The organism is Saccharothrix sp. AJ9571 (assembly GCF_021725495.1).
Classification (GTDB): Bacteria; Actinomycetota; Actinomycetes; order Mycobacteriales; family Pseudonocardiaceae; genus Amycolatopsis; species Amycolatopsis magusensis.
This window is the reverse complement of sequence record NZ_CP091382.1, coordinates 9,666,553-9,679,872: the sequence shown is the minus strand read 5'-3', so window position 1 is coordinate 9,679,872 and position 13,320 is coordinate 9,666,553. Positions and strand designations below refer to the sequence as shown.

Genomic DNA, 13,320 nt, shown 5'->3' with positions numbered 1-13,320 from the left:
CCAAGCTGGTCAGGACGTCCGAGGGAGGAGGCCGCCATGAGGGATTGGCATCGGTACTTCGCCGGTGTGGTGGTCGGCGGGGACCAGACCCAGCTCGACGCCGCCGTGCGCGCCGCGATGTCGGCGGTGGCGAATGGCGCGACGGAAACGCAGGCGAGGATGGCGGGGGAGGCCGAGATCAGGCGATACCGTGCACCGGCGGCCACCAAGGACTGGGCGACGACGGCGGGCGCGGACTGGCCCGCGCTGTTCGCGCCGCGGCTGTTCGCCCCGCCCGTGCGGTGGGGCTGGCAGGCCGCGGCCACGGCCGAACCCGCGCCGCCGATGCCACCACCGCTGAACCTCGGCCCCCGGCCGGTGTGGGTCGACACCCCGCACCCGGACACCAGCAGCCTGTACGCGAAGCGGGCGAAGGCGGTGCGCAAGGTCGTGGTCCGCAGCACCCTGGCGGTGCTGGCGTTCCTGGCCTTCGGCGTCTACCAGGTGACCATCGAGGAGCAGGTCTCCTCGGCGGGCCGGGACGCGGCGCAGGTGTACGGCTACGTGCTCCCCGCGGCCGGGCTGCTGATGGCGCTGTGGGTGGTCTCCGCCCTGTTCGAGATCCGGCGCACCGCCGCGGACATCCACCGGTTCCGCCAGCCCTACCTCGCCATGCGGGCGGCCGAGAAGCAACGGCACCAGCACGCGGTCGCCGAGTGGGAGGCGGCGAAGCGGCAGCACGACCAGCAGGTCCAGGCGGCGCAGCAGGGGCTGGTGCGCCAGCAGGCCGGGCCGCAGTGGTACCCGGTGCACCCGGCGGCGGAGCCGACGCGGGTCGACATCATCGGCGGCGATCCCGACCGGTACGGCTGGGCGTGCCTGCTCGTCATGTTCGGCACCTCGTTGCTGGCCCGCGGCCACCGGCTGACGGTGCTCGACCTGACCGGGCAGCGGGCCGGGAGCAGGCTGGTCCGCGTCGCCGCGGCCAGGGGACTGGACACGGTCGAGGTCGCACTGGACGACGGCACCGACTTCGACCTGTTCGCCGGGCTCGGGCCCGACGAGATCGCGGAAACGCTGGCCTACGTGCTCACCGGCCGCGCGAAGCCGGCAGGCGGCGAGCAGCACCACGAGCGCGCGCTGGCCACCGAGGTGCTGGGGAAGGTGCTGAGCTGCCTGGAGTACCCGGCGACCTTCGCCCGGCTGTCGGCTGGGCTGCGCGTGCTCCGGCGGGCCGCGGAGTCGGAAGTGCTGACCCCGCAGGAGGTCGAACGCCTCATCGGCGGTATCGGCGACATCGACCAGAACGACTGGACCGCGCGGCACCTGCGCCTCTGGGCGGCCGAACTCGACATGCTGCACCGCGTCGCGCCCGGCGGCCAGCGTCCACTGTGGACCCTCTGGACCCGGCACGCCCTGTCCGTGCTGGCCACTCCGGGCGGCAACGACGACCGCAAGGAACTCATCGACCGCCTGCTGGTGCACCTGGCGCGCCGCGCGATCCGGTCGCCCGAACTGCGCGGCTCCTACCTCGCCGTCGCCGGGGTGGACCGGCTCGGCGCGACGGCGGTGCGCGCGCTGTCCGAAGAGGCCAGGGCGGCGGGGGTCCGGCTGGTGTTGTTCCTCGACCAGCCGCAGGACGACCTGGAGAAGATCGTCGGCACCGGGGGAGCGGTGTGCGTGATGAAGATGTACAACCACAAGGACGCCACCATCGCCGCCGAGTTCATCGGCAAGGGGCACAAGTTCGTCGTCAACCAGCTGACCCACCAGTCCGGGCGCACCTTCAGCGACGGCGGTGGCGACAACTTCTCCGCCACCACGGGCAACGGCAGCACCAATGGCTCCCGCAAGCAACGCGGGACCTCGGACTCGCGCGGGCACACCTGGGCCGGGAACCGCACCTGGTCCAGCGCCGAGAACATCAGCACGTCGATCTCCACCTCCCGGGTGTACGAATTCATCACCGACACGCAGGCCATCCTCGGCATGGACCCCACCGAGTTCATCCTGGTCGACAACTCCGGGCGTGGCAGGCGGGTGGTCATGGCGAACTGCCACCCGGAGATCTGCCTGTTCGACCGGGTCTCCGGCACCCCGGCCCCGGGACGGGTGGCGTTGTGACCTGGCGGGAGGTCGAATTCCGCCAGGTCACCGAAGTGCCGGGTCCCGCAAGGCAGGAGCAGCAACAGGAACAGCGGGAATTGCCGCAGGACGGGCCGCTGCTGACCGCGCTGGGTGGGGCGCACTCGGCGTTGCTGGGGACGGGCACGCCCGGACCGGCCCTGGTCGCGGCGTGGATCCGCAGCCCAGGCGACACCGGTCAGGTGCGGTTCCTCCTCGGCGGCCGGGGTGGCCTTCCGCTCGCGAGCGGCCAGGAGTTGCTGTTCCCGCCCGGCGCACGGGCGGTGCCGCTGGCGGCCGGGGTGGCGGCCGGGCTGCTGGCGTTCCCGCACTGGGAACTGTGCGCCGGGCTGCCCGACGCGTTGTGGGCGCCCGCGGAGTCGAAGAAGTCACCCGAAAGCCGCCGCCGCGGCTCGTTCCACCAGCACGTGGCGCATCTGCGCGCACCCTTCGCCTGGCTCGTGGTCGCCGAACCGCTGCCACCGCACAAGGTGCAGCCCGAACTGGATCGGCTGGTGAGCCGGATCCTGCCGTTGTCACGCGGGGAGGTCGGGGAGGGCAAACGCGTCGAACTGGAGCGCAAGCAGGCACGGCACCGCGAACTCGCCCGTTCCCAGGCGGGCAACGTGTGGCGCGTCCGGATCCTGGTCGGCGCGGAAACCCCGGCGGGCGCCCGGCGCACGGCCGGAATGCTGTGCGCCGCCGCGGATCTGCAGGACCAGCCGTACACGCTGACGCCGGCCGGTCCGGCGGCGCACGCCGACGACCGCCGCGCCGAGTTCCTGGCGACCACGGACCTCCTGGTGGCGCTGAACCGGCCACCCCGGCGTGAGCTGAGTGGCATCCGGGTGACCGAGCCGCACCAGTTCGACGTGACGCCCGAGCAGCCGCGGCGCACGGCGGACGCGGTGCTGCTCGGCCACGTCCTCGACTCCGCCCGCGCGGAGGTCGCGGCCCTCTCGGTGAACACGGAGTCGTTGAACCGGCACACCTTCGTCTGCGGCGCTACCGGGAGCGGGAAGTCGTTCACCGTCCGGCACCTGCTGACCGAAGCGACCCGCATCGGATTGCCGTGGCTCGTCATCGAACCGGCCAAGGCCGAATACCGGCTGATGGCAGCGAGACTGCGGGCTTCCGGCGAGGAGGTCGTGGTGATCCGGCCCGGCGCTCCCGGGGTGGCGCCCGCCGGGTTCAACCCGCTCGTCCCGGCCGTGAGCCGAATGACGGGCACCGCGAAACGCTTTCCGCTGCAGACGCACCTCGACCTGCTGCGCGCGCTGTTCCTCGCCGCTTTCGAAGCACACGAACCCTTTCCGCAGATCCTCGCCGCCGCACTGACCCGCTGCTACGAGGAACTCGGCTGGGACCTGGTCGTCGGCGAACCCGCCCACCCCGGCGGGCGACCCCGCTACCCCACCCTCGCCGACCTCCAGCGGGTCGCCACCGCCGAAGTCGCCGCCATCGGCTACGGCCCGGAGATGGCCGCCGACGTGCACGGGTTCATCACCACCCGGCTGGCGAGCCTGCGGCTGGGCACCACCGGCCGGTTCTTCCAGGGCGGGCACCCACTGGACTTCGACCGGCTGCTGCGCGCCAGGGTGGTGTTCGAGATCGAGGACGTCGGCGACGACGCCGACAAGGCGTTCCTGATGGGCGCGCTGCTGATCCAGCTCATGGAACACCTCCGGCTCACCCGCGGCGACACCGCGCACAACGACCTGCACCACCTGACCGTGGTCGAAGAAGCCCACCGGCTGCTGCGCCGCCCCGAGCCGGACAAGGCGGGACCGGCGGCGAAGGGCGTGGAGATGTTCGCCGCCCTGCTGGCCGAAGTCCGCGCGTACGGCGAAGGGCTGGTGATCGTCGAGCAGATCCCCGGCAAGCTGATCCCCGACGTCATCAAGAACACCGCGGTGAAGATCGTGCACCGGCTGCCCGCGGAGGACGACCGCCGCAGCGTCGGCGCCACCATGAACCTCGACGCGAACCAGTCGCGGTACGTGGTGTCGCTCGGCCGGGGCCGCAGCGCGGTCTTCACCGACGACATGGACCGGCCGGTGCTCGTCGGCGTGCCGGACGGGACCGCCGCGGAACGGGCGCCCGCCGAGCCCGCCGCGGTGGACCGGCTGATCGGCAGGCGCAGCGCGACCTGCGGCAGCCGGTGCCAGGCGCGGGCCTGCACGCTGGCCGAGATGACCGCGGCACGACGGCTGCCAGCGCAGCACCCCGTGCTGGCGCTCTGGGTGGAGTTGACCGTGTTCGCGCACCTGGTGAACTACGCCGCTCCCGGCCTGCCGCCGGGCGAACGCCGGTTGCTCGCCCGGTTCGACGCCCGCCTGCTCGAATGCGCGTTGTCCCACGCCGTCGACGACGCGGTGGGCGTGCGATCCGGGCAGTTGCAACCCGGCACTTCGGCCGAAGACCTCGCGCGGCACTGCTACGAGGTCCTCAGCCGATCCCTGGCCGGGGAGGAGAACCACTGCCTCGACGACGACTGGGGATTCCTCGCCAAGCCCTATCGATGGCTGCCGGTCAAACAGGAACTCGAACGCTGCATCGGTGACGAGGAACGACATCCACGGTCGGCGGAATGGGAGCACCGGTACCGGCGGGCCATCCCCGGTGACGACTGCTACGCGCAGTGCATGGCCGTCCACCACTGGATCGGCCAGGAGGCGCGGGACCAGGCCACCAGGGACGCGGTGACGTTCGGGACCCTGCGCCCGTCGGTCCTCGAAACCGCGGTCGGCGGCGTGGTCGCCGACGGCACGGGCTGGGACACCAGGGCCATCGAGGCGATCGACCAGTTCGACAACGCCAACTGGACGCTCGTCCACCTCATCCCCGACGAGCGCCACCCGTGGCAGGAGTGACCACTGTGGACGCACACAGCAGGCCGCCGGACGGGCAGAAGCCACCGGTGGCGCCGAAGCCGCCCGATCCGGCCGCTCGCGGTGACCGGCCGGAGGGGCCGCAGAAACTGTCCCCGGCCGATGTGGCCGCCCTGCAACGCCGGTCCGATCCGGCCGGGAAGCCGGGCGATCAGGGGAAACTGGCCACGGACTGGAAGGTGTGGCGGGCCGAACTGAAGACGGTGGTCGAGACCAAGGACTTCAAGGCGTCCCAGGGCGGGCCCGTGGACGTGAACCGCCTGAAGGCCGACTTCGCCAAGGAGGTCAAGCAGCAGGCGGACCAGCGCAAGGGCTCCGGCGGCGTGTTGTTCGACGTGCGGCTGCGCAACGTCGGCACCGGGAAGGACAGCGAGGCGGTCAAGATCCAGACGGCGCTCAAGGACGTCGGCCGCGACGCGGGTGTCCTGGTCAGGGTCCGGGTGGAGGACGCCAACGGCAAGTTGCGCGCCCCGGAAGCCCCAGCGGACCGCCGCGGCGGTTCCGGGTCGCCCCCGCCCCGCCCACCTTGGGAGCTACCCCCACCCCAGCCGCAGCGCGGGCGGCCCCCCGACTCGCCGCACCGGTAGGCGGCGGTCATGCCCCGTGATGTGCCGAAGGTGCCCGGTGCGCCGGAACCGGTGGCGCCCAAGCCGGACACCCCGCGGAATCCCCACGCCGGGTGGCAGCACAAGCACGAAGCGGGGATGCTCCAGCGGCCGGACGGGGTGCCGGTCCCGTCGGACCTGGCCAAGGCGGGCAAGGAGATCCGCGGCTGGGTGGCCGCGGAGAAGAAGCCCGTCCGGGAGCACGAGCGGATCGTCGCCGCGAACCCGGATGACCGGCAGCACAACTACCGCGTGTCCTATGTGGTCAACTACGCCCTGAAGCAGGCCGGTGCGGTGCCCGAGCGCCAGTACACGAAGGCCGAGCGTGCCGCACTGTCGGAAAAAGCGTTGTGGGGCTTGACGGCGTTGCGCCAGTCCGACGTGCGGATCGGTACTTCGGAGAGCCTCGTCCTGCGCGACGCCCAGCGCTACCTCTACGGCAGCCTGGGTACCGAATGGCTGCGGAAACACGTGGCGCACAAGTACCACGTGCCGCCGTCGGTGACCCCCTGCGTGGACGGCAAGCTCATCGACCGCGGTTACGAGGGGATCGTCAAACCCGGCGACATCGCCCTCAACGCGGCGGCCGAGGAACTGACCGGGCGGAACCCGGGCTTCGGCCGGGGCAAACCGGGAATGCCGCACAGCCGCCCGGGCGGCGAGGCGTGGTACGACCGCGGCCTCGACCGTTTCGGTGCAGCGACGGGGAAAGCCGCCGCCCCCTTCATCCTCGAAGTACCCAAGTCCGCGCCGAAACCGGAGGACTCGGCCACCCGGCTCGCGCAACCACCGGGCCACGTGGACCTCGGTCACGGCGAGTCGGTCAACCTGGAAACCGGCCGCTACTCCCCCGGCCACGGCCCAAAATACTAACGCCCCACCCACCACCCCCAACCCCCACACTCCCACCCCCGACCCCCACACTCGGGCAGCCGAGTCCCACACTCGCGAGGCCAAGTTCTCCACTCGGGAGCCCGATTCCCACGTTGGTACAGCCGAGTCCCACATTCAGGCAGCCGAGTTCCACACTCGGCAGGCGAGTCCCACACTCCGGCGGCCGAACTCCACATTCAGGCAGGCGAGTTCCACATTCAGGCAGCCGAGTCCCGCACTCCCGTAGCCGAACCTCACCCTCGCCGCGCCCGGCCCGAAGCTACCGGGCTCCTTCCGGCCCGGTCGACGATGGAGCGGGGCAACGGTCGCAGTCGGCGAGGGGGCACGGTCACTCCCAGCCGAAGGGTGCCGCGGCGTATGCCTCGGCCACGGGGCGGCCCTCATCTGCCGAGGGGGAAAGCGGGTAGTGATTACCCATGTGCCCGCGCGGGTCCGGCTGGCAACGTTCCGGGGGTGAGCAACCCGACCGAGAGCCCCGTGGCCACCGCCCCGCCGTCCGGCGGCTGGTGGACGGCCGCGCTCTCCACCACGGAGCACGGGTCCGCGCGGCCCGGGTGGGCGGAGCTGGTGGACGAGGTGCTCGCGGTGGCCCCGGACCGCGGGACGTTCCGGGAGGTTCCGGCGGACGCCGCGCCCGAAGAACACCTGGTGGCTCCGCTGACGCCGTTCCTCGACCGGGTCCAGGCGCGCCTCGGCGGGCGGCTGGCCGACGCGGTGTGGCTGGACGTGCGGAACTGGCTCGGCGGCAAGCTGGCGCGTATCGCCGCCCGGGCGCTGGTCACCGAACTGCACCGGGGCGGACCGTGGGCGGGGGAGACCCCGCACGAGCGGTTCGCCGAGTTCGTCCGGCAGACCGGCGGGCGGCTGCCCGAGCTGTTCCGGCGCTACCCGGTGCTGGCCCGGCTGCTCGCCGAGACCTGCGTGCACACGGTCGACGCGGTCACCGAACTGCTCGACCGCCTCGCCGCCGACCGCGGGGCACTGGTCGCGGACCTCTTCGGCACCGACCCCGGTGCGCTCACCGGCTTGGCTCTGGGCGCGGGTGACCTGCACGCCGGCGGCCGTTCGGTGGCCGTGCTGCGGTTCGCCGACGGCACCCGCCTGGTCTACAAACCGCGCCCGCTCGGCTTGCAGGCGCGCTTCGGTGAACTGCTGGACTGGTTCGCCACGGTGCTGCCCGAGCTGGCCCCGCGCGGGGTCCGGGTGGTGACGGGCGACGGTTACGGCTGGGCCGAGTTCGTCGACCACGAGCCGTGCGCCACCCCCGCCGAGGTCGACCGGTTCCACCGCCGCCAGGGCGCTCTGCTCGCCCTGCTGTACGTGCTGGACGCGACCGACATGCACTACGAGAACCTCGTCGCCGCCGGGGACCAGCCGGTGCTGGTGGACGTCGAGACCCTCTTCCACCCCGGCTGGACCCCGCGGACCAGCGCCGGGCCCGACCCGGCGCTGTCCGCGCTGAACGCCTCGGTGATGCGGACCGCCCTGCTGCCCAGGCTGCTGCTGGGCGAGCACGGTTCGCTCGACGTCTCCGGCGCGGGCGGGCAGTCCGATGTGGACTACCCGACCGACGTGCCGGTCTGGCTGGCGGCGGGCACGGACCGGATGCGCCTGGTGCCCGGCCGGGTCCCGATGACCGGTGCCCGCAACCGCCCGGTGCTGCGTGGCGTGGCGGCCGACCTGATGGACCACCGGGGGGCGCTGCTCGCCGGGTTCCGCACCGGCTACGACGCGCTGGCCGAGCGGGCCGAGGAGCTGTCCGCCGTGCACGGGCCGCTGGCCCGGTTCGCCGGCGAGGAGATCCGGCTGGTCGTGCGGGACACCCGGGCCTACAGCCTCCTGCTCGCCGAGTCCACCCACCCGCGGCACCTCGCCGACGGCGCCGCCCGCGAGGCCGCGTTCGCCGACCTCGCCGTCGACACCGGGCACGACCACCTGCCGCAGCTGATCCCGGGTGAGCTGACCGAGCTGTTCTGCGGCGACATCCCGCTGTTCACCGCGCGGGTCGGCTCCCGCGACGTGCGCTCCGGCACCGGCGCGGTGCTGCCCGGCCTGCTGCGGCGCAGTGGGCTGGAGGCGGTGCGGGACAAGCTCGCCCACCTCGGCGCGGTGGACCGGCGAGAGCAGGAGTGGCTGGTGGAAGCGACCCTCGCCACGCGACTGCGGTCCACCGGGCACCTCCCGGCCGCACCCCTGGGCGATCCTGTCGCCGGGGTGGTGCCGGACCAGCCGCACCTGCTGGCGCTGGCCTGCGGCATCGGGGACGAGCTGGTCGCGGGGTCCCGGCAGGACGGCGACCGGGCCAACTGGCTCGGCCTGGAGCTGGTCGACGGCCGGTACTGGTCCGTGCTGCCGATGGGCGCCGGGCTGGCCGAGGGCTACTGCGGCACCGCGCTCTTCCTGGCCCAGCTCGGGGCGATCACCGGGGTGGCGCGCTACTCGGACCTGGCGCGCCGGGCCGTCCACGGGCTGCCCGCGTTGCTGGGCGTGCTGGTCCGGCACCCGGAACTGGCCAGGGAGGTCGGCTCGGGCGGGTTCTTCGGGCTCGGCGGCATCTCCTACGCCGTGGCCCGGTTGAGCACGCTGCTCGACGACGACGCTCTGCGCGAGTCCCTGCCCACCGCGGTGACCGCCACCCGCCTCGCCGACGACGCCGGTCGCCCCGGCATCGGCGACGGCACCGACGGCGCACTGGTCGCCATGCTCGCCGTGCACGCGGAAACCGGACTTCCCCTGGCCGCCGACGTGGCCGCCGAACTCGCCGGGCGGCTGGGCTCGCGTCCCGAGCCCGAAGGCGCCGGATTCCTGTGGGGTGGAGCGGGTACCGCGCTGACCCGCCCGGCCGGGGCGCCGCAGGGCAGTCCGGCGGGCATCGGCTGGTGCTCCGGAGCCGCGGGGGTGGCGTTGTCCCGCCCGCCCGGCGACCCCGGGGCCGACACCTTCGTCGCCGCCGCGGCCGCTCGCCGCGTCTCCGGCGACCATTCGCTCTGCCACGGTGAACTGGGTGTGCTGGACGTGCTCGTGGAGCTGGCCGCCGCCGGGCACGAGCAGGCCGCGGCCACGCTCACCCGCGACAGCGCCCACGTGCTCGGGGCCATCGAGCGGTACGGGCCGCGGTGCGGCACCCCGGACGCCGTGCCCACCCCCGGCCTGCTGACCGGCATCGCCGGGATCGGCTACGGCCTGCTGCGCCTGGGTTTCACCACCGAGGTCCCGTCCGTGCTGCGGCTGCGGCCGGGCGCCCACCGATAGCCACTGCTAACCACCGAAGCCACCGAGCCCACCGAATCACCCGGAAGCACCGAATTCAGGAGGAAACATGTACGACGAGCAGGAGAACACGGCCGCCCGCGAGAACAGCGGAGACCTGGGCACCGACCCCGTCACCCCGGCCGAGCCCGCCCGCCGCACCACCGCCGGGGTCCGCGCGAGCATCCTGGCCGGGCTGACCCTCGGCGCGGTGGCCGCCGCCTCCCTCGCGGCCGAGTTCACCACGGTCAGCGCGCCCGGCGGCGGGAGTCTGTGATTTTCCCTCGGGTCGGTAGCGATCAGGTGACAGCCCGTCCGGCACGGGCCGTGGCGTGGTTAGGGTCGCAGCATGCGGACCCGAGCCCCACGACTGATCGGCCGGGACGCGGAGTCCGCCCAGGTGGAATCGGCCCTGGAGCGGACCCGTGCGGGACACGGCTGTTCGTTCTTCGTCGCCGGTGAACCCGGCATCGGCAAGACCAGGCTCGCCGCCGACGCGATCGGCAGCGCGCTCGACGCCGGCATGGTGGTGCTGCGTGGCCGGGGCAGCACCACCGGCCCCGCGGTGCCGTTCCGCCCGCTGACCGAGGCCCTGCTTTCCCTGGTCCGCACCGGTGATCCCGACCTGCCAGCCCGGCTCGGCCCGTACCGGCCGGTGCTGGGCAGGCTGGTCCCGGACTGGGCGGACGAGAGCTCGCGCGGCGGTGAATCGCTGGTGGTGCTCGCCGAGGGGGTGCTCCGCCTGACCGCGCTGGCCGGCGCGGCGGGCGGTTGCCTGCTGTTCATCGACGATCTCCAGGACGCCGACGTGGAAACGCTGGCGGTGCTGGAGTACCTCTGCGGCAACGTTTCCGGGCTGCCCACCATGGTGCTGGCCACCGTGCGGAGCGAGCCGGGCGACGCGCTCGACCTCGCCGAAAACGCCGCCCGCCGGGACGAGGCGCGGCTGCTGTCGCTGACCAGGCTCAGCGCGGAAGAGGTGCACGAACTGGTCCGCGGCTGCCTCGACGCCGAACCCGGCGAGGTGCCCGAGAAGGTGTCCCGCCTGCTCTTCGACGACAGCGCGGGGAACCCGCTGGTGGTCGAGGAACTGCTCCACGAACTGGTCGCGGGCGGCACGCTGGTGCACGACCGGGACGGCTGGCGGCTGGCCGGGCAGACCCGGGCGATGCCGCAGACCCTGGTCACCAGCATCGGCAGGCGGGTGGACCGGCTCGGCCCGCAGGGCTCGCAGCTGCTGTCCGTGGCGGCCGTGCTGGGGCAGCGGTTCCCGCTTTCGGTGGTGCAGCGCGTGACCGGCCTCGACGACCACGCCCTGCTCAGCCACCTGCGCGCGGCCGTGGCCGCACAACTGCTTTCGCCGGACGATCGCGGCGCCGACTGGTACAGCTTCCAGCACCCGCTCGCGGTGGAGGGCCTGCTCACCCGCCTCACCCCGGTCGACCGCGCGAAGATCGCCGGTTCGCTGGCCGACGCCGTCGCCGAACTGCACCCCGATCTGCCGCGCGAGTGGTGTCACCTGGCGGCCGAGCTGCGGGCGCGGGCGGGTGATGACCGCGTCGCGGGGCAGTTGTACCTGCGCGCCGGGCGCCGGGCGCTCGACGGCGGTGCGCCGGGCACGGCGATCGCGTTGCTCGAACGCGCCGAACCGGCCCTGACCGAGCACGGCACCGCGGCCGAACGCGGTGACCTGCTGGAGACGATGCTCTACGCACTGGCGGAGAGCGGGCAGTTCGACCGCGCCAGTGCGCTGGCCGAGACCCTGCGCACCACTACCGCGCTCGGCGACGATTCGCGCCGGATCGAGGTCTGTGTGCGCCTGGCCTGGGCCGCGCAGGTGGCCGGGCGCTGGGCCGACGGTGATGCCCAGGTGCGCGCCGCCCGTGCCCTGCTCGGCCCGGACGCCACCGAGGAGCAGACGGTGCCGGTGGACGCCGTCGACGCCTACCTGACCATGTTCGGCACCGAACCGGGCCGGGTGCACCGCGGGGAGCGGCTGGCGCGCCGCGCGCTGGAAGGCGCCGAGCGGATCGGCCGCCCGGCCACCGCCTGCCAGGCCTGGTACGCCGTCGGGCTGGCGGTGCGGGAACGCGACCTGCGCGAGTCCGACGCCTGCTTCCAGAAGATGCTCGACCTGGCCGCCCAGCACGACCTGGCCACCTGGCGGAACTACGCGCTCACCGGCCTGGCGGGGAACGCCTGGCTCGCCGAAGGGGACACCACCGCGCTCGACCGCGCCCGTGCCGAAGCCCTGCGCACCGGCGGCATCAGCCTGGCCCACAACGCGGACGCCATCCTCGGGCTGCACTCGGTGCTGTGCGGGGAATTCCGGCTGGCCGCCGAGCGGCTGGACGCCTGCCTGGCCGAATCGGCCCGCATGCAGCTGACCGCGATCACCCGGTACGTGCTGATGGCCAAGGCGGCGCTGGCCGGGCAGCAGGGCGATCGCGCGGCGATGACGGCCGCGCTCACCGAGTTCGCCGGGCACGGCGGGGAATCCTCGCCGGAGATGCCGCTGGCGCAGGGGCTGGCCAAGGCCTTTTGCGCGCTCCTGGAGGAGGACCGCCCGGCCGCCGAAGCGGAACTGGCCGCGATCGCCGCCGCCCAGGCCGAGCGGCAGAGCACCTTCTACCTGGCCGGACCCCACGGCCTCCAGTTGCTGCTGGACGTGCTCGCCGGGCGCGCGGGGTGGGCCGAGTACGAACGGGTGCGAGACAGCGCCGCCGGCCGCATGCGGTGGAACCGCCAGTTCGTGTTGCTGGCCGAGGCCGTGTTGCTGGGCCGGGACGGCCGGGCCGAGGAAGCCGTGCGCGTGCGCGCGGACGCCTCGCGCACCGCGGAAACCTTCCGCAGCGCCAGGGTGCTGGGACTGCGGCTGGTGGCCGAAGCCGCCATCGCGGACGGCTGGGGTGAGCCGGGGGTGTGGCTGCGCGAGGCCGAGGAATACTTCCACCGCGCCGAACTCGCCGCGGTGGCCAGTGCCTGCCGCACCCTGCTGCGCCGCACCGGCGCTCCGGTGGCGCAGCGGCGTGCCGGTTCCGAACGCGTGCCCGACAGCCTCCGCGTCCTGGGGGTGACGCTGCGCGAGTTCGAGGTCTACCAGCTGCTCGTGCACCGCCTGGCCAACAAGGCACTGGCCGAGCGGCTGCACATTTCCCCGCGCACGGTGGAAAAGCACGTGGCCAGCCTGATGGTGAAGACCTCCAGCGCGGACCGGTCGGCACTGGCCGACCACGCGGTGAGGACGCTGCGCGGCCAGCACTAGGACGGTGGCAGGAAGCCGGCGCGCGGGGTTTCCGGCGGTCCGCCACCGGGTAGTAGCTCGGTGCAGGACGACGATGGAGGCGTGATGAGCGACAAGGCCGAGAACAAGACCGACGAACTCAAGGGCAAGGCGAAGGAAACCGTCGGTGACGCCACGGGCAACGAGCAGTGGCAGGCCGAGGGCAAGGCCGAGCAGGGCAAGGCCAACGTGAAGCAGGCCGGCGAGAAGCTCAAGGACGCCGTCAAGGGCGTCACCGACTGAGTGCTTCCCGGGTGGGCGGATCTCTCCGTCCACCCGGATCCGCCTGTCCACA

Annotated in this window: 8 protein-coding genes; all 8 read left to right on the top strand. The window is 73.2% G+C overall.

Translation table 11 applies throughout. From position 1 onward, the window contains the following. Window positions 1-36: 36 nt before the first annotated feature. On the top strand, window positions 37-2,103 hold the full coding sequence (locus L3Q67_RS43985; RefSeq protein WP_499187313.1) for a hypothetical protein: 2,067 nt from the start codon (window positions 37-39) through the stop codon (window positions 2,101-2,103). After that, window positions 2,100-4,976, top strand: coding sequence for an ATP-binding protein (locus tag L3Q67_RS43980; protein WP_499187312.1), 2,877 nt, complete (start codon window positions 2,100-2,102; stop codon window positions 4,974-4,976). The genes L3Q67_RS43985 and L3Q67_RS43980 overlap by 4 nt, the downstream gene beginning before the upstream one ends. Next, window positions 4,964-5,581 (top strand): hypothetical protein, encoded by a 618-nt coding sequence (locus L3Q67_RS43975; RefSeq protein WP_499187311.1) that lies wholly within the window; start codon window positions 4,964-4,966, stop codon window positions 5,579-5,581. The genes L3Q67_RS43980 and L3Q67_RS43975 overlap by 13 nt, the downstream gene beginning before the upstream one ends. A 9-nt stretch (window positions 5,582-5,590) precedes the next feature. Continuing rightward, the gene (locus tag L3Q67_RS43970) at window positions 5,591-6,472 is read left to right on the top strand and encodes a hypothetical protein (protein ID WP_499187310.1); all 882 of its coding nucleotides are present in this window, start codon (window positions 5,591-5,593) and stop codon (window positions 6,470-6,472) included. A gap of 474 nt (window positions 6,473-6,946) precedes the next feature. Next, window positions 6,947-9,745, top strand: coding sequence for a type 2 lanthipeptide synthetase LanM family protein (locus tag L3Q67_RS43965; RefSeq protein WP_499187309.1), 2,799 nt, complete (start codon window positions 6,947-6,949; stop codon window positions 9,743-9,745). A 67-nt stretch (window positions 9,746-9,812) separates the two neighbouring features. Next, window positions 9,813-10,019 carry a hypothetical protein gene (locus L3Q67_RS43960; protein ID WP_499187308.1) on the top strand — a complete coding sequence of 69 codons (207 nt, stop codon included), beginning with the start codon at window positions 9,813-9,815 and terminating at the stop codon, window positions 10,017-10,019. A gap of 72 nt (window positions 10,020-10,091) precedes the next feature. Continuing rightward, window positions 10,092-13,007, top strand: a complete 2,916-nt coding sequence (locus L3Q67_RS43955; protein ID WP_499187307.1) for a helix-turn-helix transcriptional regulator — start codon at window positions 10,092-10,094, stop codon at window positions 13,005-13,007. Between the two features lie 84 nt (window positions 13,008-13,091). Continuing rightward, window positions 13,092-13,268 (top strand): CsbD family protein, encoded by a 177-nt coding sequence (locus tag L3Q67_RS43950; RefSeq protein WP_499187306.1) that lies wholly within the window; start codon window positions 13,092-13,094, stop codon window positions 13,266-13,268. Window positions 13,269-13,320: the final 52 nt, after the last annotated feature.